The organism is Nitrosomonas sp. Is24 (assembly GCF_033063335.1).
In the GTDB taxonomy this organism is placed as follows: domain Bacteria; phylum Pseudomonadota; class Gammaproteobacteria; order Burkholderiales; family Nitrosomonadaceae; genus Nitrosomonas.
The window spans coordinates 398,117-419,170 of sequence record NZ_JAWJZG010000001.1; the positions used below are offsets into that span (position 1 = coordinate 398,117).

The window sequence follows — 21,054 nt, forward strand, 5'->3', positions numbered from 1 at the left end:
TATCGGTAGAAGCTGGGGTTTTAATTAGCCGGACATCCGGTATTGCTGCAATTTATACCGTAGTGTCCGCTCGGAAATCCCCAGCTTCTTTACGGCCAGTTTGCGGGAACCATTAACGGCGGCCAAAGTTTCCAGAATATGTTTGCGTTCGAGCGTTTTCATATCTTCAGAATCAGTAGATGATTCCTGATCAATAGCTTCCGCGGCTTGGACTGGATCCGCTTGCGGCAAATGCAGATGCTCGGTATCAATGATGTGATCCGTTGCCAGAATCATGGCGCGTTGCATGACATTTTCCAATTCCCTGACATTGCCCGGCCAGGGATAGTGCGTTAGTGTGCTGATTGCAGCTTGCGTCATGGTGCAGGGCGGCTGCACCGAACCTGTTGCTGCTTCGATAAGCACGCGTTGCGCCAGAGGTTCGATATCCAGCGGCCGTTCCCGCAAGGGAGGTATTTCGATCGGAAACACGTTGAGGCGGTAGTACAAGTCTTCACGGAACCGCCCGCTTTTAACGGTTGCCATCATATCGCGGTTGGAAGTCGCCAGAACACGGATATCCAATTTGATTGCTTTATGCCCGCCGACGCGCTCCACTTCTCTTTCCTGCAAAACGCGCAGCAATTTGGCTTGCAGTTCCAGCGGCATTTCGGAAATTTCATCCAGCAGCAATGTGCCGCCTTGCGCTTGCTCAAACTTTCCGGGCTGAGCCTGTGCCGCGCCGGTGAAAGCGCCTTTTTCATAACCGAATAAAGTCGCTTCCAGCAGATTTTCCGGAATCGCCGCGCAATTGATCGCGACAAAGGGCTTGGCCGCGCGTAGGGAATGCTGATGGATAAAACGCGCGATGACTTCCTTGCCGCAGCCGCTTTCACCCGTTAGCATAACAGTTGCCGGTGATTGCGCCACCCGCTTGGCCAGGGATAGTAATGCCCGTGTACGCGGATCCTTGGCAACGACGTTGTCATCCTGTTCCGGTTCGGATAAGGCGTAGCGCTTGATATGCGCCAGTAAATTGTCCGGATCGAACGGTTTCAGCAAGTAATCGCATGCGCCTGTCTGCATCGCGGCAACGGCTTTTTCCACATCGCCATAGGCCGTCATCAGCAATACCGGTAGTTCCGGGTTAAATGCCTTGATTTTTTTTAATAATGTAAAGCCGTCAACGGGGCGCATTTGCACATCGCTGACGACCATGCCTACCTCGGATTCTTGCAGAATAGCCATGGCAGTATTGCCGTTCGAAGCGGGCAATGCCGGATAACCGGCCAGTTTCATCGTGGTGCAGATCGCTTCCAGCAAATCCTGATCGTCTTCTACCACCAGAATGGGCAGTGCTTTCATAATTTATCTCCTCTATTTCTTGGCAGCCGGATCATAAATTCGCTTCCCTCGCCCGGCGCTGAATGAATTTTCACCTCACCGCCCATGGATTCAATGACACCGCGGACGATGGCTAAGCCCAGCCCCGTGCCTTCCGCGCGCGTGGTGAAGAAGGGTTCGAATAATCGTTCTTGTAATGCCGCTTCGATGCCTGGACCATTGTCATGAACACTCAGGATGATATTTTTTCCTTCCAGGCGGCTGGTCAGAATAATTTTCCCGCCTGTAGCCGATGCTTGCATGGCGTTTTCCAGCAGATTGATCATGGCGCCGCATAAAGCCTGCCGATCTGTTATCAAAGCTTGTGCCATGCTCTGATCCTGCACAATAAATTGCAAATCCTGCTGTGTTATTTGTGGCTCTATGACTTGATGCAACTCCGCTAGCAAATCGCTGATGACGACACGTTCGCGCCGCCTTGCTTCGCCTTTCACAAAACGCAGCATATCTTTTGTTAAATGCTCGAGATGGTGCAGGCGTTCAATGGTTTTTGTTGCGAATTTGCGCCGCTCGACGGGCGTCAAAGCATCGCTTCCCAGGTGATTGGCATAAAGCAATGCGGTCGAAAGCGGGGTGCGTAACTGATGTGCCAGATTGGCCGCCATCTCGCCCATGGAAGTCAAGCGTTGATTACGCCGGATCTGTTCCTGTATGGCATAGGCTTCAGTGATATCGTTCACCAGCAAAATCCGCCTGCCAGCTGCGTCGGTGGCGCTGCTCTCGATGCGAATACGCCGTGGCTGCGCGGTTTGCTGCAGTTTTACCAGCCACTCATTGACGATCGCCGTTGGCGACAAACGTTCTTGCGTTACTTGCCGCCAATCCCCGCCAACCAGGGATTCGCCAAGAATGGCGATAGCAGCCGGATTGACTTGTTCGATGCATTCCTGAGCGTCAAGCGCGATGACGCCGCCCGGTAATGCGTTCAATAATAGGCTTAACTGCTGCGATAGATTTTCCTTAGCGATTAATTGTTTGTGCAATTCACCGTTGGCAAGCGCCAGTTCACGGGTGAGCTGCGCTACCTGGTGCTGTAAATCCTGATAGACGCCGGATAGCTGCTCCGATGCTGCATTAAAAGCCGCGAACGCCAGCTTGAGCTGCTCTTGATCGGCCGGTATCGGTTTAATTTCACTGACGTTTTCGGTTTGCACGCGTTGAGATGACGGTTGTTGGGAATGGTCAGTAGCTTACCACCGCGACCTGTTCCGATCATGTTGCGAATAGGGCAAGCAAACCTATTCTATTTAAGCATTCAGATTTTATAAGTTTATAGATAATCATCGCATCAATAAAAATCCATTTTGTATGAGGATAGTTGATTGATGTTTTTTTACGGCATGGCGCTTGATCAGTTGAACAATGATGCTGTCAACGGCATGCCTGGTAATGCAAACTAAATAACAATAATTAGATTAGTTTTAGAAAAGAAATCTTCGGTTTGTCGTCGATGACAAATCCAATATTGATGAGCGGCCCAGAATTTAAGCAGGAGAAAAACACGTGGCAACAGTACCGAGTGAATCCAATACAACAACACCCGCCTCAGCAATGAGTCTGGGGCAGTTTAGCCAGTTATCCAATCAAAAGAAGCTTGGATTGATTCTCTCGGCGGCGGCTGTTGTCGCTTTGCTGGCGGGTGCCTTGATGTGGAGTCAGACACCGGAGTATCGCGTGCTCTACAACAATGTGCCGGATCAGGATGGCGCTTCCATTATCGGCGCTTTGCAACAAATGAACGTGCCGTACAAGTTTTCCGAAAGCGGCGGCGCCATCATGGTGCCCGAGAAGCAAGTGCATGAAGTGCGGTTGCGCTTGGCGGGACAGGGATTACCGAAAGGCGGTCTGGCAGGATTTGAGTTAATGGAAAATCAAAAATTCGGCGCCAGTCAATTCCTTGAGCAAGTTAACTACCAGCGCGCGCTAGAGGGTGAATTGGCGCGTTCGGTTCAGTCCATCGCCGCGGTGCAAAGCGCCCGCGTGCATTTGGCAATCGCCAAGCCTTCCGTGTTTTCACGGGAAAAGCAGCAACCGAGTGTTTCGGTATTACTCAATTTACATCCGGGCAGGGTGCTGAGTGTTGAGCAAGTCAGCGCGATTGTGCATTTGATGTCCAGCAGTGTGCCCAATTTGCCGGTAAAAAATGTCACGGTCGTGGATCAGCACGGCAATCTGCTCAGCACACAGAACGATAAGCAAGATTCCAGGTTTGACGCGAAGCAATTGGAGTATATCCAGGAGCTTGAGGAAAATTATATCCGCCGCATCGAAGCTATTTTGACGCCGATTACCGGTGCCGCCAATGTGCGTGCCCAAGTGACTGCCGATGTGGATTTCTCCCGCGTTGAACGCGCCGAAGAAATTTACCGGCCGAATAATACCGAATCCGAAGCAGCTGCGATTCGCAGTCAGCAAACGCTTGAAGCGACTTCGACGGGTTCGAAATTGGATGGTGGTATTCCAGGGGCATTATCCAATCGTCCGCCTGAACCTGCATCTGCGCCCATTGAAGCGGGCGGGGAGAACAAGGAAGGCGGCGATAAACCGGCAGTGCCGACTGACAAGAAGAAAGAATCAACGACGAATTACGAAGTCGATAAAACCGTGCAGCATGTACAGCAATCGACCGGCAATATCAAACGCTTATCCGCGGCTGTCGTGGTGAATTACCGCAAGAAAGTGGATGAAAACGGTGAGGTCACGAACGAACCGTTAACAGCCGATGAGATCAAGGAAATCAACAATCTCGTGCGCGAAGCCATGGGTTATAACGAGAAACGCGGGGATTCACTCACGGTAACCAACAATTTATTTACGCACACGGGCGAAATGGTGCTGGATGTTCCACTCTGGAAAGATCCCGATGTGATCATGCTGGCCAAGGATATCGGCAAGCAATTATTGATCGCGGCTGTGGTTTTATTTTTCTTGCTGAAGATACTCAAGCCGTTTCTGAAAAGCTTGACGCCCCCAGCTCCACTCCCGCCGCCAGCGGAGCAAGGGCAATTAACCGATGGCAGCGCAGTAGCAGGTCAATTGCCGGGGCAAGTCGATGAAGCGGCCATTCAAGCGATTCAGAAATCGATCTTCGATGAAAATCTCAAGCGCGCCAAGCAATTGGCTTTGGATGAACCTGCTATTGTTGCCAATGTGGTGAAAGATTGGATGGGTAAAAATGGATGATGATGGAATCAAGAAGAGTGCAATTTTGCTGATGACCTTGGGCGAACAAGAGGCGGCATCCGTGATTAAGCTGCTGGGACCCAAAGAAGTGCAAAAGCTGGGTGAAACCATGTCCACACTGCAAAACATAACACGTTCGGAGATCGAAGGTATCGTAACGGAATTTTGCAATGAGGCCGAGGGCAGAACCACGCTGGGTCAAGGCTCGGCCGATTATATCCGGAAAGTTCTGACCAGCGCGCTGGGCGATGAAAAAGCGGCCAATCTTATCGATCGCATTTTGCAAGGTGGCGATACCAGCGGGATTGAAGGATTAAAGTGGATGGATGCACCGTCGGTGGCGGAGCTGATCAAGAATGAACATCCGCAGATTATCGCCACCATCCTGGTTCATCTGGAACGGGATCAGGCAAGTGAGATTTTGAGTTTGTTCAGCGAACGGCTGCGCAACGATACGTTGTTACGCATTGCGACACTCGACAGTATTCAGCCCGATGCGCTGCGCGAACTCAATGACGTGCTAACAAAATTGTTATCGGGCAGCAATAACATCCGTAAAGCGGCGATGGGCGGAGTCCGGGCCGCCGCGGAAATTCTCAACTTTGTGCCGACCGCGCAGGAAGCCAGTGTCATTGAGAATGTCAAACAATATGACGAAGAGTTGGCGCAAAAAATTATGGATGAAATGTTTGTATTCGATAATCTGATCGAAATTGATGACCATGGCATTCAATTGCTGCTGCGCGAAGTTCAGTCGGAATCCTTGATAGTTGCCCTGAAAGGCGCGCAGGAAGAATTGCGTAAGAAAGTTTTCAAGAATATGTCGCAGCGTGCCGCTGAAGCCCTGCGCGAAGATCTTGAGAGCAAAGGTCCGGTCCGCGTGTCCGAAGTCGAAGCCGAACAAAAAGAAATCCTCAAAATTGTGCGTCAATTGGCTGACGATGGGCAGATTGTATTGGGCGGAAAAGGTGACGATGGTTTCATTTAGCGGATCGTTTTTTCGTCCGATCCATTGGACCAATGCGCAACAGCCCATGTTTATTACTGAATCGCAGGTATATCGATGATTGCAAGTAACTTTGTTCCCAAGGAAAAGCTCAGTGCTTATCAACGCTGGGAAATGGATTCCTTTGAAGCGGCGGATATGCCGCAAGAAACCCGGGAGATTGACGCTGAACCGGGCTTGCAGCCGGATGATGAGCCACAAGTTGCGCTGCTTGCCGAAGAAGTTGCGGCGGTTTTTCAGAATGCCAAAGATGAGGGTTATGCGGCGGGTTTGCAAGAAGGCCATGCGGCCGGGTATGCGGAAGGCAGAAGCATAGCGGAAGCTGAAGTTAAAACGGAAGTGGCGCATATTCAAGCGCTACTGCACAAGCTGGATCAGGATCTTCATGACATGGATCAGCATGTGGCGAATGACCTTCTGGAACTGGCCCTTGCGCTGGCAAAAAAAATAGTAACGGAGGCATTGAAATTACAGCCCGAGCTGATCATACCGATCGTGCAGGAAGCCATCCGTAACTTGCCCAGCACCATGCAGAATCCACGCCTTTTCTTACACCCGGAGGACGCCAAATTGGTGCTTGCGCATTTGAGCGGCCAACTGGAGCAGGATCATTGGAGCATCCGTGAAGACGAACAATTATCCCGGGGCGGTTGCCGCATTGAAGCCAGCGGCAGTGAAGTCAACGGAAGTCTGGAAGTACGCTGGCAACGAGTATTGTCAGCAATCGGGCAGCAAGACGCCTGGCTCGATAGGAAGAATTAATATGTCGCGCCATGAGCAATGGGGTGGTTTTTTAAAGAACTGCACACAACTGGTTCATCCCTCCAGCCCATTCCTATTAAGCGGAACCATTACGCGCGTTTCCGGACTGGTCATGGAAGCGGTCGGGTTGAAACTGGCCGTCGGTAGCAGTTGCACTATTTTCCTCTCGAATGGCCATAGCGTTTCAGCTGAGGTTGTGGGATTTTCCGGAGAACGTTTGTTTCTCATGCCATCCAGTGATGTGTATGGTTTGTCACCCGGCGCGAAAGTGGTGCCTGCCGAACTGATGGGTGAATTGCCTCGCCTCGGTAGTCTCCAGCATCCGCGCCGGCGCGCGGCGGATCGCGCCAAACATGTGTCCGTCGGCCCTGAGCTGTTGGGACGTGTGCTGAACGGTGTCGGTGAACCGCTGGATCGTCTCGGCCCTACCCATGCGGAACACAGCGTGCCGCTCTACAGCCGTCCCTATAATCCGTTGGAGCGCGTGCCTGTGACTGAGCCGTTGGATGTCGGCGTGCGAGCGATTAACACACTGCTGACGGTCGGGCGCGGGCAGCGGATGGGATTGTTTGCCGGTAGTGGCGTGGGTAAGAGCGTATTGCTGGGCATGATGGCGCGTTACACCACAGCCGATGTCATTGTGGTTGGTCTCATTGGTGAGCGGGGACGCGAGGTTAAGGAATTTATCGAGAATATTCTCGGAGAAGAAGGGCTTGCACGTTCCGTGGTGGTTGCCGCGCCTGCCGATACTTCGCCGTTGCTTCGCCTGCAAGGTGCGGCCTATGCAACGGCTATTGCCGAGTATTTTCGCGATAGCGGTAAGCATGTGTTGCTCATTATGGATTCATTGACTCGTTATGCCATGGCGCAGCGGGAAATTTCTCTGGCGATTGGTGAACCTCCGGCGACTAAAGGTTATCCGCCATCGGTATTTGCCAAATTACCGCAATTGGTTGAGCGGGCCGGTAACGGCAATCAGAATAGCGGTTCGATCACGGCCTTTTATACCGTGTTGGCAGAAGGAGACGATCAGAACGATCCGATCGCCGATAGCGCTCGCGCCATTCTGGATGGCCATATCGTGCTTACGCGGCGGCTGGCTGAAGCGGGACATTACCCGGCCATCGATATCGAAGCTTCGATCAGCCGGGTTATGACCAGCGTGGTGCCGCAAAAACAGACGGATATGGCGCGGCAATTCAAGAGTCTTTATTCGCGTTATCAGCGCAGCCATGACCTGATCAGCGTTGGCGCTTATGTCGCGGGCACGGATCCGGAATTGGACCGGGCTATCCGGCTTTACCCGTCAATGGAAAAGTTTTTACTGCAAAATATGCTTCAGCACGACAACTTTGCCGATAGTCTTGAAAAACTATCCAAATTGTTCGAGAGCGAAGGAATCCGCTAACCAAGGATAAATGATCATGCCAACAACGTCGTCGCTGAAACTGCTGCTGGAATTGGCTCAACAACAAACGGATGCTTCCGCCAGGCACTTGGGGAAGTTAAATTTTCAACAGCAGGAAGCGGAAAAGAAATTGAATTTACTTTTGCAATACCGCCATAGTTATCAATCGCATTTTCAGAATTTCACAAAAACGGGGATTGATCATATTGAATGGCTTAATTTTATTGCATTCATGGATAAGCTGGATGCTGCCATCACGGAACAACGTCAAGCGGTTTTACATGCGCAGAATAAAAGAAGCGTGGGTAACGATGAGTTTTTATCCTGCCAGCGTAAATTAAAATCCTTCGATACCTTATCTCAGCGTCAACAAAGTGCTGAGAATCAAAAGCAAATAAAACAAGAACAAAAGATGCTGGATGAATTCGCTCTGAATTCATTTCATCGTAATGCCTCTTCTGTCAAGGAAAGTTGATTACAACCATGGCAATAGCTGGATTGGTATAGATATTGCTTATTCATTCGTAGCATTAATTAATCGAACGAGACCATAAGCCTATGTTAAACATATCGGTTGCACCTCAAATCAAATCGTCGGGCGAAAGTACAGCAGCGCTGATAAGTGGTGGTTCATCAGGGACTAACACTAACGATGCGGTGACGGAAGACTTCGGTAAAGTCCTCGATCGTCAAGTATCGGAAGCAACAGACAAACAAGATAAGCATAAGCAGAATGATGCAACGAATGCTGCTGCTCAAGAGCGTTCGGATAATACTATTCCTGAAAAAGATAAGGATACGGATTCCGCTGCGGATGTTCCCGCGGATGGCACTAACAGTTTTATTCAAAGCTTGTTGACTGATGCGACTACGGCATACAAAACGACGCCGTCATTACAGGCTATGGGAACCGTAGTCAATCCGGATGCAATGATGGCGGCATCCACGTTGCCGCAGGGCGTAACCTCATTACCGGTCAATACAGCATTGCCTCAAGAAGGTGAACAAATTGCCCATGCCGTGACTCCGGCTGTCAATCAATTGCTGCAGCAAGGACAAAGCCAGGCAAATTCAGTCGCGGGCAACTCGGCTTCGTTACCCAATAATTATTGGCAATATTTGGGAACGGCAGATTCTGCCGCTTACGGCAAATTCTTGCCCCCTTCAGAAATGAAGGAAGATATTCAACTCGACAGTGCAACACCGATATTTAAGACCCAGGAAGAACCGATTACAACACAATCATTCGGCTTAAATAGCATCACAGCTGCAACTTCCCAGACTGCGGTTTCAATGGATGTCAAAGTCGATGCACCCGTAGGTCAGCACAGATGGGGCGGTGAATTTGCGCAAAAAGTTGTCTGGTTGACAACGCAACAGCACCAGGTTGCTGAAATTCGCCTGAACCCGGCTCATCTCGGACCGGTTGAAGTGATGTTGAGTATTACGCAAGATCAAGCGACGGCGCAATTCATATCGCCTCACTCAGCGGTGCGTGATGCTATTCAGGAAGCTTTGCCGAGACTGCGGGAGATGATGGCGGAGAGTGGGATTCAATTGGGTAATGTAATGGTTGGCGCTGATTCATTTCAACAGGAAAGTAAACAGCAACAAGCGCAGTATGCTGCAAAAGACACGGGCAGTATGAGTGGTGTGAGACAGGAAGTTACCGGCCAAATTCAAACGGCTGCCGTGCCAATCAGACATCAAGGTCTCGTCAATACTTATGCGTGAAGATCAATCCAGTCAGTTTTTTGTTACAAAGTATTAATTCCATATGTATCACCGGTCACGCTGATCAGTCTTGTATCAGTGTGACCGGTCTGGTTTCGATCAATTCATCTGGATTCCCGTGTCTGTGCGATTCAAACACGAACTGATCGTTTGCTTTAAACTCATCAATATTTCTTTGTTTTCAAGCCAAAAATCAGCGCATATGCGTTGAATTCCCCGCCAGCTTCCCTAGCTGAAAATAGCGACATTATTTCAGTGTTATTTGTGACATCGGTTTATGGTCATCTCGCCCATAATGGATTTCATTCAATGAGGAGTTGCGAAAAATGGCAAAAACGATGGAAGCACCAGCTGCAGAAGGTAAAAAGAGCAAGAAGGGACTGATTATTATCATCTTGATAGCAATCATTGCGATCGGTGCAGGCGCCGGTGGCGCATGGTACTTCATGAAGATGTCAGGCGGTGAAGAAGCCGAACCGGAAAAACCAAAAACTAAGCCGACTAAATTCATGGAGCTAGATATTTTCACGGTTAATTTGCAACCGGAAGATAACAGTCAATATCTCCAGGTCGGATTAACAGTCAAGGTTCGTGAAACCGAAGTCGTGCAAGAGATTACCAAACAAATGCCGGATATCCGCAACCGGATTCTGATGTTGCTGTCCAGCAAAAAAGCGACCGATATTGCAGGTATTCAAGGGAAACAATTGTTAAGCCAGCAGATCGTTGAAGAAATCAAGCAATCGCTGGGTTCGGAAGATCTGCAAGAAGATGTACGGGAAGTGTTATTCACATCATTCGTAATTCAGTAATCATTCCATGGCTGAAGATTTTCTTTCACAAGACGAGGTCGATGCACTTCTCAAAGGCGCCACGGGCGAGAGCGATGAAGTGCAGGAGGAAGAGGATCGTGGCGGGGTCCGGCCTTATAACCTCGCAACGCAGGAACGCATTGTTCGTGGCCGGATGCCGACCTACGAGATTATCAATGAACGTTTTGCGCGCTTCTTCCGCATCGGCTTGTTCAATTTCATGCGTCGCACAGTGGACATTGCAGTGGGTCCGGTCAAGGTGATCAAGTTTAGCGAATTCGTGCGTAACTTGGTGGTGCCGACCAATCTCAACATGGTACATATGAAACCATTACGCGGTACGGCGTTGTTTGTTTTTGATCCCAACCTGATTTTCCTGATTGTGGATAACTTGTTTGGCGGCGACGGCAGATATCACACGCGCGTGGAAGGAAGAGACTTTACCCAGACAGAGCAACGCATTATTCATCGTTTGCTCGAAGTGGTATTTGAAGATTATGAAAAATCGTGGAAATCAGTGTATCCGGTGAAATTTGAATACATCCGATCGGAAGTGAACCCTCAGTTTGCCACGATTGCCACACCGAACGAAGTCGTCGTGACCGTTACTTTTGATATCGATATGGGTAACCAAGGTGGTGAATTCCATGTCTGCATTCCTTATTCGATGATTGAACCCATCCGCGATACTTTGTATAGCGCGCTGCAAGGCGATCACCTGGAAGTTGACAAACGTTGGATCAAATTATTGTCACAACAAGTACAAGGGGCGGAAGTGGAATTGGTTGCTAATCTCGGGCAGACGAAAGTGACTTTTGAGCAGATTCTCAGCATGCAAACCGGGGATATCATCCCGTTGGAGATTCCTAAGTCCATTACCGCGCACATCGACGGGGTGCCGGTTATGGATTGCCGCTATGGCACCATGAATGGGCGTTATGCGCTGAGAGTCAACAATATGATTGCGCCGTCCGAGTCCGAATAATTTATTGGAGAGCAGTGAAATGTCTGAGACTACAGCAAACGATCAAACCGAAACCGACGACTGGGCTGCTGCGATGGCGGAACAGGCGGCGTCTTCGCACAATGATTCTGCAGGACAAGAAACGGAAGTAGACGATTGGGCTGCTGCGATGGCGGAACAAGCAGCATCCGATCAAGGTTCACCCGTTGCCGCGGAGAAACATGGTACCCCCATCATGGGTGCGCAGCCGGCATCCGCATCGGTTTTTCAGGAATTCTCAAAAGACGGTGTAGCGAATAATACTCGTCATGATATCGACTTGATTCTCGATATTCCCGTGCAGATGACGGTTGAGTTGGGCCGTACCAAGATTGCCATCAAAAATTTGCTGCAACTGGCTCAGGGTTCGGTGGTGGAGTTGGACGGCATGGCCGGTGAACCGATGGATGTATTGGTCAACGGGTGCCTGATCGCACAAGGTGAGGTCGTGGTGGTGAATGATAAGTTCGGTATCCGCCTGACCGACATCATCACGCCCAGTGAACGTATTCGCAAACTTAACCGCTAGAGTGCAGCCATGCTAATTCGCTATGGAATGTTCTTGCTACTGACACTGTCATTTTCCGCCCTTGCGGAAACCGGCAAACCCAGTTATGTGCCGCCTGCTCCGGTGATATCCACTGAAAGCACGGTGCAAATGATCGGTGCGTTATTGCTGGTATTGGCCGTAATCGTGGGAGGCACGTGGCTGCTCAAGCGCTTCTCATTGATACCCACAGCGGCATCGGGCGTTGTCAAGGTTGTCGCAGCTGCCGGAGTGGGTCAGAGAGAGCGGGTTGTTGTGGTCGAAATCGATCAAACCTGGCTGGTGCTCGGTGTGGCGCCAGGCCGTGTCAATAAGCTCCACACGATGACTAAGCCGGCATCCGATGCGCCCGGCACGAAGCCGGATCATCCTCCGGTGGAAACATTCGCCACGCAGCTTAATCAGAGTATGGAAAAAGAAAATGCATAACCGGTGTGTATCCGTCATTCGTTCCTTATTTCAATGGCATGGATTCAGAGCAGTTTTTGAGCGCGGCTGGCGTAACTTGAACATGCGTAACGCATTACGGGCCGTGTTGTTTTTGGCCGGTTTGATCGCTGTGCCTGCTTTCGCGCAGAAATCTGGTTTTCCGGCATTCACCAGCTCACCGAACGCGGACGGAAGCGCTACTTATTCGCTCAGCCTGCAAACGCTGATCCTGCTGACTTCGCTGACGTTTTTACCCGCGGTGATATTAATGATGTCGAGTTTCACCCGTATCATCATCGTATTATCGCTGCTCAGGTTGGCCCTGGGCACGCAATCTTCCCCTCCTAACCAGGTGCTGCTTGGTTTGGCGTTGTTTCTGACCTTTTTTATCATGTCGCCGGTTATAGACCGGGTATACAACGAAGCGTATTTGCCGTTTTCGCAAGACAAAATCAATATCATGGAGGCGGCCGATAAAGCCAGCGTGCCGCTGAAGGAATTCATGCTGCATCAAACCAGGGAAACGGATTTGGCGCTGTTTGTGCAGATCTCCGGCAGTGAAGAAATTGAAAGCCGCGACAAGGTGCCGTTGAAAATACTGGTGCCCGCATACATCACCAGCGAGTTGAAAACCGCATTTCAGATCGGTTTCGTTATCTTCATTCCCTTCCTGATCATCGATCTGGTGGTGTCAAGCGTGTTGATGGCGATGGGTATGATGATGTTGTCGCCGATGATTATTTCACTGCCGTTCAAATTAATGCTTTTTGTGCTGGTCGACGGCTGGCATTTAATTATCGGTTCGCTGACACAAAGCTTCTATACCTGAAAGGAAATTCATCATGACTCCAGAAAGTGCAATGACAATCGGGCGGCAAGCACTGGAAATTACCTTTATGATTTCTGCGCCACTGTTGCTTGCAGCGCTGGCAACCGGTTTGCTGGTGAGTATCTTCCAAGCGGCGACGCAGATCAATGAAATGACTTTGTCATTCATCCCTAAATTGCTGGTTATGTTTTTGGTCATCGTATTGGCCGGACCTTGGATGATTACCCTCATGACGGATTATATGCAGCGTCTTTTTACCAGCATTCCCTGGCTGGCGGTCGGTTGATCTTGAAAAAATCTCCGGTACTGTGTTTGCCAGGAAGCGGTCGTGCCGATCTCATTCATGAGTGATCGATTGCCATGATCAGTATTACCACTGCGGAATTAAACACGTTGCTGGCGGCATTCCTTTGGCCGCTCAGCAGAATCCTGGCATTGGTCGCAACCGCCCCGCTTTTGGGCAATCCCAGTGTTCCGGTGCGGGTCAAATTGGGGCTGGCAGTGATGATTACTGTGCTGGTTATGCCGCTGGTGGAAAAGTCATTGCCGCAGATTGATCCCGCTTCAGGCGTCGGTTTTGCCATTTTATTGCAGCAAATATTGATCGGCATTGCCATGGGTTTGGTCATGCGGATTGTTTTTGTTGCGGTGGAAATGGCGGGCGAATTGATCGGTTTGCAGATGGGGCTTGGTTTTGCAGTTTTCTTTGATCCGCAGAATTCCGGCCAGATCGATATCGTCGGCCGCTTTCTGGGTGTGATTGCCAGTTTGGCGTTTCTTGCCATCGATGGACACCTGATAATGATCGCGTTGATTTCGCAGAGCTTCAGCACCCTGCCCATTGGGTTGGAGGGAATGACGAACGCGACATTTACGACGCTTGCTAACTGGGGCAGTGAGATTTTTAAATCCGGCCTGCAATTATCGCTTCCCGTTCTCACTGCATTGTTGATCACTAACTTGGCTTTGGGTGTTTTGACACGCGTGGCGCCACAGTTGAATATTTTTGCGGTGGGTTTTCCCCTGACACTGTCCATCGGTTTGCTTGTGATGGCGCTGAGTATGCCTTTTTATGCGCCGATTCTGGAGCAGTTGGTACAGGACGGTTTGAATCTGATGATGGGGATTCTAAATGTCAATAAAATCAATATGCCATAGCTGTTTATACAATTTTCACAGCAGCAATGATCTGTAGATCTTTAAGTAAGCTGATTTTTTGCATATCGCCATATAAACAGACAATTTTCCCCTTCTTTTTCAATGCAAGCTATTTATTCAAAGCTGCTAAAGTGAGTATCTATAGTTCAAGAAAAGCTGTTGATTAATATATGAGCGTGTTCCAATAATTGCTGGTTTGGTTAATCATTTATGACATTTAAGTCGCGTTTATTCAATTCGTTGCGCAAGCTATCGACATCACCGGAGTCTCAATCGGGTGACGAGATTGTCGCATCTGATGATGAGTCGCAGCCCGATCACGTGGCTGATTCCAATCAACAATTTGCATCGGCCGATGAGATCAAGCAGCTGCTTGATTCCGCCTACCGTAACCGGTTGAGCGCGGAGGATCAGGCCATCAAAGAAGCTCATAAACGGATTGAGGCGGAAAATATTGCAAAAGTGGCCGCTGAAGCGCGGGCGAGAGCGGAAGCTAATGCCAGAATTGCAGCTGAAACCAGAATTCAAGCTGAAGCGATTGCTACCGATCAAGCCCGGGCCAGGGCCAAGCTGGAAACCCTGGCTATCAGAGAAGCCAATGCACGTCGTGAATTGGAGCTGAAAGGTAAGCTGCTGGCGGAAGAAAAAATCAAAGCCGAAAAAGCGTTGAGTGCTTTACTGGAAGCCAAAATCAGAGCGGAAGCTTCGATTGTGGAGAAAATGCAAAGGTGTGTTGAGCAAGAAGCGGCTGCTTTGGATCAAGCGCATGCCGCGGCATTAAAGGAAAGCGAAGCTGCGGAAGCTGCGCTGAATCGAAGCAAAGTGGCGGAGGAAGCGCAGCTTGCTGCGCAGGCCGCGATTGAAGCAGAAACCGGTGCAGCGGTACTGGCACAAGCGAGGATTCAGGAAGCGCAAAAACTGACGGCATTGGCTAAAGCGCGTGAGGAGATTGAGAAGCAGGCTATTGAAGATATGCAGGCCCGTTTGCAACTGGAAACGCAAGCGCTGGCGGAAGCCGACTGCCGTTTACATGAAGAAAGAAAAGCAAAAGAGAGAGAAGAAGACAGACTGAAAGCGGAGACTGCCGCGGTACAAGCGGCGCTAGAAAAAGCCGAAGCCGAGGCGATTGCAGCCGAGCAAGCCGGAAAAAGAGCCGGATTGGATGCGCAAGCCGCTATAGCGGCGCGTGATAGGGCCGATGCGGATAAAGTGGCTGCTGAAATGGCCGAATCGATCCTGGCAAAAGAGCAGGCCGCCGCCGATGCTGTGAAAGCCCGCTTGGCTGCCGAATCCGAGTTACTGGAACAAGCCAATCAGCGGATGCAAATTGAAGCCGATGCGCTCGCAGCAGCGGAAACGGCTTTGCGTGCTGAGAAAGAAGCTAAAGCAATGGCCAACGAGAGAAAGAAAGCGGAGGCCGCCGCAGCGAAAGAATATCAAAAACGAATCAAGGTGGATGAAGAGGCAATGAAAGAAGCTGAGGCTCGTGCTGAAGCGGAGAAAGCCGCAAGGAATGCAGCAAAAAGCAGGCTGTCAGCCGAATTGCGATTGAAAGCCGCTGCGGAGGCAAAGGCGCAGATGGATATGCTTGCGACTGAGGAAGCGAGCAGTAAAGCGGATTTGGAGCAACGTTTGCAGGAAGATGCGGAGATACGCACGAAGACGATAACCGATGCAAAACGGGCAGTGGCTGAGCGCCTTGAGATTGAGCAAAAAATTACAGGATTGGCAATTACCAGAGCGCAAGCGAAGATCATTGCAACGAATAAAGCCAGAGCGCAGCTCGAAGCCGAAAAGAATGCAACAAGAATCGCTTTGGAAAAAGCCAGAAAAGAATCCGCTGCGTTAGTTGCTATGCAAGAACGTGTTGCACTGGAATCAAAAGCCCTGGAAGCGGCGACGGCAAGAGAAGCCGTTGAAGTCATGGCGAAAGAAGCGCTATTTGTGCGTTCCCAGGCGGATAAGGAAGCAACTGCGGCTGCAACTGCGCGGATTCGAGCTGAGATTGCTGCTGCGGAACATTCCCGTAACCGGATTGCTTCTGCTCTGAAGAAGCAGCAATCAGATGATTTGTTACCCAAAATAGCAGTAAATGGTTCATCTTCCTATCGATCAAAGCGCTAAAAGAAGTTTGTTTTAGCGTGTCAGTAAATTGAGGTATTTTACTCAATCCAAGCTTCACTGAAGTTCTGTACCACGGTCATTCTCTTCTGTAAAAACATCTGCAAAAGGTGTTATCCGTTATAATCCGGAAACTATTTGATGTGCTGAAAATTGGTGATTAAACCGGTTGTTGTTTTGGTGCAACACCAGCTTAATATTGCCTTGACAGGGAAAAGCACCTTATATAAGCTGCGGATTGGTCAAATATGACACACTTATATTCATTAAGCAATGTCAGCGGTAAGCGTTTGAATGAAAATTTTCCAGCCAACAAAATGTGCATTATTTAAGATTAATAATCAGAGTTGGCACGCTCAACCAGAATTTCTTGCTAGTCAAAGCGAGATGACAAGTACTATTACTTCGAGGGGAAGATCTTGAGTTCGACAATAACCAAGTTGAACGCTCCGTTAACGCAAGCGTTTGATTTTCAACCTTCAAGCGAATTACAGTTAATGCCGACGCCGACGCTCAATACGCTAACACAGCAATTGGCTGGTTTTAATACTTTAACGAGTGCATTAGAGTATGCAGCGGAAGGGGTAACGGGGTATAACTTTTATGATGCGAGAGGCAACTTACGTTCGGTTTTGCCTTACAGCGCACTTCGGCATAACGCCCATACATTGGCTCGGCGTTTGTCGGGTTTTCATTTGCCGCGTGGCAGTCGAGTGGCAATCGTTGCTGATACTTCGCCTGAGTTTGTCGAGTTGTTTTTCGCATGCCGTTATGCCGGTTTAGTTCCTTTTGCGATGCCGATTCCAGTGAATCTTGGCAGCCATGCAATTTACGTTCAGCAGCTGAGAGGTATGCTTGAAAGTAGTCAGGCGAGTATCGCATTGGCGAATATTGATTATTTTGGTTTTCTGGAAGAAGCCGTTGCAGGAGTGACTCATATACAGTGGGCGGGTACTCCGGGAAAATTAAGTGAGTTGCCGACATTGGATGTCGAGTTACAATCCAATCATCCTGATGAAACTGCTTACTTGCAATTTACTTCAGGTAGTACGCGTACACCTAGAGGTGTAATTATCACCGAGCGGGCCTTGATGTGTAACTTGCAAGGTATAGTGCGCAATGGTTTGGAAATAAAACCTGATGATCGATCTGCATCGTGGTTGCCTTTTTATCATGATATGGGATTGGTTGGTTTGGTTCTGGCGCCTATGGTTACACAAATTTCTGTCGACTATTTGGCGACACGGGATTTTGCTATTAGGCCATTGCAATGGTTACGCTTAATCAGCCGTAACCGTTGTACCGTAGCTTTTAGTCAACCATTCGGACTTAAGCTTTGTACTCTCCGGGTAAGGGAATCGGATCTCAAAGAATTGGATCTGAGTTCTTGGCGAGCCGCTGGTATTGGAGCAGAAATGATTCGTCCTGAAACTTTGAGAAACTTTGCGGAAAAGTTTGCATCAGCAGGTTTTGATGGGAATGCTTTTTTACCTTGCTATGGTCTTGCAGAATCAACCCTCGCGGTTACTTTTTCAAAGATTGGTGAAGGGTGCAAAAGCATACAAGTTGATAGTAAAACACTGATTGATAAAAGAATGGCTGTGAGATTGCAAGCTGATGGGCGTAAGCAAAATGAGTTTGTGAATTGTGGGCAGCCGCTGCCTGGGCATATCGTGAAGATAGTCGATGAAGATGGCCAGCAATTATCAGAAATGATGGTTGGTAGTGTTCTAGTGCATGGTGATAGTGTGATGACCGGCTATTACAATAATCCGGAAGAAACTAATAAAGCACTGAAGTCTGGTAACTGGCTGGATACTGGTGATATTGGGTTTCTGTTTGAAGGTGATTTGTACATTACTGGACGTCGTACCGATGTCATCATCGTGAATGGCCGGAATATTCGCGCGCAAGATATAGAAGAGCTAGCGGAACAGCAACCGGAAGTTAGGTCACGTGAAGCCTCTGCATTTGGGGTGAATGATGAAGATGGCACAACAACTATTGTGCTTGTTATTGAATGCAGACTCACCTCTGTAGCAGAACGTCAGTCATTGACAACTAGACTGCAACAGCTTGTTTATATGGCATTTGGAGTTAATTGTGTTGTGGAATTGGTTCCGCCGCATACCTTGCCACGCACTTCTTCTGGAAAACTGTCACGTTTCGCAGCAAGACAAGGCTACATACAGAGGACAAACTTAACGGGTCAATTGTCTTTTGTAGAATCGGGTGATAGATAACGCGCGTACCAAAATAGTAGCCGTAACCGGTGCTACTGGCTTTATTGGTGGTGTATTAGTAAAAAAACTGATTCAGAGCGGATGGAGTATTCGTGCGCTCACCCGGAAAAATCAATCTTCAAGTCATGAGTCCATTCAATGGATTCAAGGCGACTTAGATAATTTGACAGCGCTGCATCATTTAGTCGATGATGCAGCGTTTGTTATTCACTGCGCTGCAACTGTAAGGGGCGGTTCTTTTCGTGAATTTTCACATATCAATATCACGGGCACCCAGAATCTCTTACGTGTTATTGCTCATAATAAACAATCCCCTCGGTTCTTACTAATCTCATCTCTAGCAGCACGCCAACCAGAACTATCCTGGTATGCGCAAAGTAAGCACTTGTCGGAGCAAGCACTCGTTACGAATTCAGAGTCATTGCGGTGGACAATATTCCGGCCAACGGCTGTTTATGGTCCCGGCGATAAAGAGTTAAAGCCCCTGTTTCAAGCAATGCATCGTGGGATATTTCCGGTTGTAGGAAAACTCAGCAACAGAGTCGGGTTAATTCATGTATATGATTTGGTTTCCGCTGTGGAAGCCTGGTTAGCCTCTGAGAATAACCACAATGGAATTTTTGAGCTGGATGATGGTACACCGGGAGGCTACAGCTATGAGGGTTTGGCTGTAATAGCGCAACGAGTATGGAAGCGTCCGGTGCATTGTATTACGATACCCAATATGCTTATTCGAAGCATCGCTTCAGCGAACCTTTGGCTTGCTCGATTGCTTCGGTATTCCCCCATGCTGACCCCAGGAAAAGTGAATGAGCTACAACATCCTGATTGGGTATGTGATAATGCGCCGTTAATCCATGCACTTCCCGCGTGGCGGCCGAGTATTCGTTTACAAGATGTATTATCTGAAGTAATCTAACTTCAAAATTTAACCACGCTGAATTTAATCTATGACTGAAAGTAATTACGATGAGATCATGCAAGTGCTCTGTGATCGCCTAAGTAGTTTAACCAATTCCAATGTGCAAATTACTCCCGAGACAAATCTGATAAGCCAATTATCCATTGACTCAATTAAACTTCTTAATCTGATCATGGAAATTGAAGATACTTTTGATGTTTCAATTCCGATCAACGCGCTAACAGATGTGCAAACTGTCCGTGAATTGGTCGACCTGGTCTATAAAATTAAATCAGCTTCATAATGAATCTACTCGAGAAAATTGATGCAGCGGCCGCTGCGAGAATAGCGCTTCTGCCTAATGGTGTGGGAGCTTTTGGCATTCCGATCGAAGAAGTGTATTCTGCAACAGAAGCCAGAATCGGAGATCGTCGTGTACTCCTGTTAGGTACAAATAACTATCTCGGTTTGACTTTTGCTCCGGAGTGTATCCAAGCCGCGCACGAAGCTATTGATAAGGAAGGTACCGGCACCACGGGGTCGCGAATGGCGAATGGCAGCTATTTCGGCCATCGTGCTTTAGAAAGGGAATTTGCCGATTTTTATCAATGCAGATCCAGCATCGTTTTTACAACAGGCTATCAAGCAAACCTGGGTACGATTTCCGGCTTGGTCGGGCCGGGAGATACGGTATTAATCGATGGCGACTCCCATGCGAGTATTTATGATGGCTGTATTCTCAGCGGGGCGGATATCATTCGCTTCAAGCACAATGATGCGGCTGACATGGAGAAACGCTTGCGTCGGCTGGGTAATCGCATTGAAACTACGCTGATTATTGCTGAAGGAATTTATAGCATGCTGGGCGATCAGGCACCTTTGGCGGAAATTGTCAGATTAAAGAATCAGTATGGCTGCCTATTGCTGCTTGATGAAGCGCACTCACTGGGTGTTTTGGGTGAAACAGGCCAAGGTCTGGTGGAAAAAACAGGATTATTGCAAGAAGTTGATTTTATTACCGGAACCTTCAGTAAAAGTTTGTGCAGTATCGGCGGATTTTGTGTGAGCAACCATCCGCAGCTCGAGCAATTGCGCTATATCAGCCACCCCTATATCTTTACCGCATCTCCATCTCCTGCAACGATTGCTTCAACCCGCGCGGCATTAGAATTATTGCGTAACGGAAGTCATCTGCGGAAACAATTGTGGAATAACTGCACGCAGCTTTATTCAGCGCTCAAGGAAGCCGGTTATGAGCTTGGCCCGGATCCTGGTCCGGTGATCGCAGCGGTTGTGGACACGCCGCAACAAGCCCTGTTGCTGTGGCAAAGACTGCTTGAGCATAATATTTATGTGAATTTGATTTTGCCGCCTGCCGCACCGGAGGGTAAATCGCTGGTGCGATGCAGTGTGAACGCGGCGCATACTCGCGATCAGATTCAGTATGTGGGCGATACGTTTACAAAATTATTTAAAGAAATAAACTGACATTTCTAAGTTCCGCGATGCTATGTTGTAACAACTGATTAACTTAG

20 protein-coding genes are annotated in these 21,054 nt (G+C 48.9%); 18 read left to right on the plus strand and 2 right to left on the minus strand.

The window, feature by feature from the left end:
• Positions 1-24: 24 nt before the first annotated feature.
• Positions 25-1,344 (minus strand): sigma-54 dependent transcriptional regulator, encoded by a 1,320-nt coding sequence (locus R2103_RS01735; protein ID WP_317529846.1) that lies wholly within the window; start codon positions 1,342-1,344, stop codon positions 25-27.
• Positions 1,341-2,537 carry a sensor histidine kinase gene (locus R2103_RS01740; RefSeq protein WP_317529847.1) on the minus strand — a complete coding sequence of 399 codons (1,197 nt, stop codon included), beginning with the start codon at positions 2,535-2,537 and terminating at the stop codon, positions 1,341-1,343. The genes R2103_RS01735 and R2103_RS01740 overlap by 4 nt, the downstream gene beginning before the upstream one ends.
• A 349-nt stretch (positions 2,538-2,886) precedes the next feature.
• On the opposite strand from R2103_RS01740, the gene fliF reads away from it, so the two are divergent.
• The 18 genes from fliF to spt all read left to right on the plus strand — a co-directional run bounded on the left by fliF (position 2,887) and on the right by spt (position 21,007).
• On the plus strand, positions 2,887-4,566 hold the full coding sequence (gene fliF / locus R2103_RS01745) for a flagellar basal-body MS-ring/collar protein FliF (protein ID WP_317529848.1): 1,680 nt from the start codon (positions 2,887-2,889) through the stop codon (positions 4,564-4,566).
• The gene (gene fliG, locus R2103_RS01750) at positions 4,559-5,554 is read left to right on the plus strand and encodes a flagellar motor switch protein FliG (protein ID WP_317529849.1); all 996 of its coding nucleotides are present in this window, start codon (positions 4,559-4,561) and stop codon (positions 5,552-5,554) included. Before fliF ends, fliG begins: the two co-directional genes overlap by 8 nt.
• A 75-nt stretch (positions 5,555-5,629) precedes the next feature.
• Positions 5,630-6,334, plus strand: coding sequence for a flagellar assembly protein FliH (locus R2103_RS01755; protein ID WP_317529850.1), 705 nt, complete (start codon positions 5,630-5,632; stop codon positions 6,332-6,334).
• 1 nt (position 6,335) lies between these two features.
• Positions 6,336-7,742 carry a flagellar protein export ATPase FliI gene (gene fliI, locus R2103_RS01760; RefSeq protein ID WP_317532040.1) on the plus strand — a complete coding sequence of 469 codons (1,407 nt, stop codon included), beginning with the start codon at positions 6,336-6,338 and terminating at the stop codon, positions 7,740-7,742.
• A 16-nt stretch (positions 7,743-7,758) separates the two neighbouring features.
• The gene (gene fliJ, locus R2103_RS01765) at positions 7,759-8,217 is read left to right on the plus strand and encodes a flagellar export protein FliJ (protein ID WP_317529851.1); all 459 of its coding nucleotides are present in this window, start codon (positions 7,759-7,761) and stop codon (positions 8,215-8,217) included.
• A gap of 83 nt (positions 8,218-8,300) precedes the next feature.
• Positions 8,301-9,476: a flagellar hook-length control protein FliK gene (locus tag R2103_RS01770; protein WP_317529852.1), complete on the plus strand. Its 1,176-nt coding sequence runs from the start codon at positions 8,301-8,303 to the stop codon at positions 9,474-9,476.
• A gap of 326 nt (positions 9,477-9,802) precedes the next feature.
• Complete coding sequence (fliL, locus tag R2103_RS01775; RefSeq protein WP_317529853.1) at positions 9,803-10,288, plus strand: flagellar basal body-associated protein FliL; 486 nt, start codon at positions 9,803-9,805, stop codon at positions 10,286-10,288.
• Positions 10,289-10,295: 7 nt separating this feature from the next.
• Positions 10,296-11,273 carry a flagellar motor switch protein FliM gene (gene fliM, locus R2103_RS01780; RefSeq protein ID WP_292983577.1) on the plus strand — a complete coding sequence of 326 codons (978 nt, stop codon included), beginning with the start codon at positions 10,296-10,298 and terminating at the stop codon, positions 11,271-11,273.
• Positions 11,274-11,292: 19 nt separating this feature from the next.
• Complete coding sequence (gene fliN, locus R2103_RS01785; RefSeq protein WP_317529854.1) at positions 11,293-11,820, plus strand: flagellar motor switch protein FliN; 528 nt, start codon at positions 11,293-11,295, stop codon at positions 11,818-11,820.
• A 9-nt stretch (positions 11,821-11,829) separates the two neighbouring features.
• Positions 11,830-12,267, plus strand: coding sequence for a flagellar biosynthetic protein FliO (gene fliO / locus R2103_RS01790; protein WP_317529855.1), 438 nt, complete (start codon positions 11,830-11,832; stop codon positions 12,265-12,267).
• 82 nt (positions 12,268-12,349) lie between these two features.
• Entirely contained in the window at positions 12,350-13,096 is a 747-nt protein-coding gene (gene fliP, locus R2103_RS01795) for a flagellar type III secretion system pore protein FliP (RefSeq protein ID WP_317532041.1), read from the plus strand.
• A 13-nt stretch (positions 13,097-13,109) separates the two neighbouring features.
• Positions 13,110-13,382, plus strand: coding sequence for a flagellar biosynthesis protein FliQ (fliQ, locus tag R2103_RS01800; RefSeq protein WP_292668825.1), 273 nt, complete (start codon positions 13,110-13,112; stop codon positions 13,380-13,382).
• Positions 13,383-13,456: 74 nt separating this feature from the next.
• The gene (gene fliR / locus R2103_RS01805) at positions 13,457-14,254 is read left to right on the plus strand and encodes a flagellar biosynthetic protein FliR (protein ID WP_317529856.1); all 798 of its coding nucleotides are present in this window, start codon (positions 13,457-13,459) and stop codon (positions 14,252-14,254) included.
• 210 nt (positions 14,255-14,464) lie between these two features.
• The gene (locus tag R2103_RS01810) at positions 14,465-16,378 is read left to right on the plus strand and encodes a hypothetical protein (protein ID WP_317529857.1); all 1,914 of its coding nucleotides are present in this window, start codon (positions 14,465-14,467) and stop codon (positions 16,376-16,378) included.
• A gap of 416 nt (positions 16,379-16,794) precedes the next feature.
• Positions 16,795-18,618 (plus strand): fatty acyl-AMP ligase, encoded by a 1,824-nt coding sequence (locus R2103_RS01815; RefSeq protein WP_317529858.1) that lies wholly within the window; start codon positions 16,795-16,797, stop codon positions 18,616-18,618.
• Positions 18,608-19,537 carry an NAD(P)-dependent oxidoreductase gene (locus R2103_RS01820; protein ID WP_317529859.1) on the plus strand — a complete coding sequence of 310 codons (930 nt, stop codon included), beginning with the start codon at positions 18,608-18,610 and terminating at the stop codon, positions 19,535-19,537. Before R2103_RS01815 ends, R2103_RS01820 begins: the two co-directional genes overlap by 11 nt.
• A gap of 31 nt (positions 19,538-19,568) precedes the next feature.
• Positions 19,569-19,823, plus strand: a complete 255-nt coding sequence (locus R2103_RS01825; RefSeq protein ID WP_090315398.1) for an acyl carrier protein — start codon at positions 19,569-19,571, stop codon at positions 19,821-19,823.
• Entirely contained in the window at positions 19,823-21,007 is a 1,185-nt protein-coding gene (gene spt / locus R2103_RS01830) for a serine palmitoyltransferase (RefSeq protein WP_317529860.1), read from the plus strand. The genes R2103_RS01825 and spt overlap by 1 nt, the downstream gene beginning before the upstream one ends.
• The last annotated feature ends 47 nt before the right edge of the window (positions 21,008-21,054 follow it).

What these genes read in the sequence shown, in the direction of transcription:
- R2103_RS01735 (WP_317529846.1), bottom strand. Translation starts at nt 1,344, where the DNA reads ATGAAAGCACTGCCCATTCTGGTGGTAGAAGACGATCAGGATTTGCTG.
- fliG (WP_317529849.1), top strand. Translation starts at nt 4,559, where the DNA reads ATGGATGATGATGGAATCAAGAAGAGTGCAATTTTGCTGATGACCTTG.
- R2103_RS01755 (WP_317529850.1), top strand. Translation starts at nt 5,630, where the DNA reads ATGATTGCAAGTAACTTTGTTCCCAAGGAAAAGCTCAGTGCTTATCAA.
- fliI (WP_317532040.1), top strand. Translation starts at nt 6,336, where the DNA reads ATGTCGCGCCATGAGCAATGGGGTGGTTTTTTAAAGAACTGCACACAA.
- fliJ (WP_317529851.1), top strand. Translation starts at nt 7,759, where the DNA reads ATGCCAACAACGTCGTCGCTGAAACTGCTGCTGGAATTGGCTCAACAA.
- R2103_RS01770 (WP_317529852.1), top strand. Translation starts at nt 8,301, where the DNA reads ATGTTAAACATATCGGTTGCACCTCAAATCAAATCGTCGGGCGAAAGT.
- fliL (WP_317529853.1), top strand. Translation starts at nt 9,803, where the DNA reads ATGGCAAAAACGATGGAAGCACCAGCTGCAGAAGGTAAAAAGAGCAAG.
- fliM (WP_292983577.1), top strand. Translation starts at nt 10,296, where the DNA reads ATGGCTGAAGATTTTCTTTCACAAGACGAGGTCGATGCACTTCTCAAA.
- fliN (WP_317529854.1), top strand. Translation starts at nt 11,293, where the DNA reads ATGTCTGAGACTACAGCAAACGATCAAACCGAAACCGACGACTGGGCT.
- fliO (WP_317529855.1), top strand. Translation starts at nt 11,830, where the DNA reads ATGCTAATTCGCTATGGAATGTTCTTGCTACTGACACTGTCATTTTCC.
- fliP (WP_317532041.1), top strand. Translation starts at nt 12,350, where the DNA reads ATGCGTAACGCATTACGGGCCGTGTTGTTTTTGGCCGGTTTGATCGCT.
- fliQ (WP_292668825.1), top strand. Translation starts at nt 13,110, where the DNA reads ATGACTCCAGAAAGTGCAATGACAATCGGGCGGCAAGCACTGGAAATT.
- fliR (WP_317529856.1), top strand. Translation starts at nt 13,457, where the DNA reads ATGATCAGTATTACCACTGCGGAATTAAACACGTTGCTGGCGGCATTC.
- R2103_RS01810 (WP_317529857.1), top strand. Translation starts at nt 14,465, where the DNA reads ATGACATTTAAGTCGCGTTTATTCAATTCGTTGCGCAAGCTATCGACA.
- R2103_RS01825 (WP_090315398.1), top strand. Translation starts at nt 19,569, where the DNA reads ATGACTGAAAGTAATTACGATGAGATCATGCAAGTGCTCTGTGATCGC.
- spt (WP_317529860.1), top strand. Translation starts at nt 19,823, where the DNA reads ATGAATCTACTCGAGAAAATTGATGCAGCGGCCGCTGCGAGAATAGCG.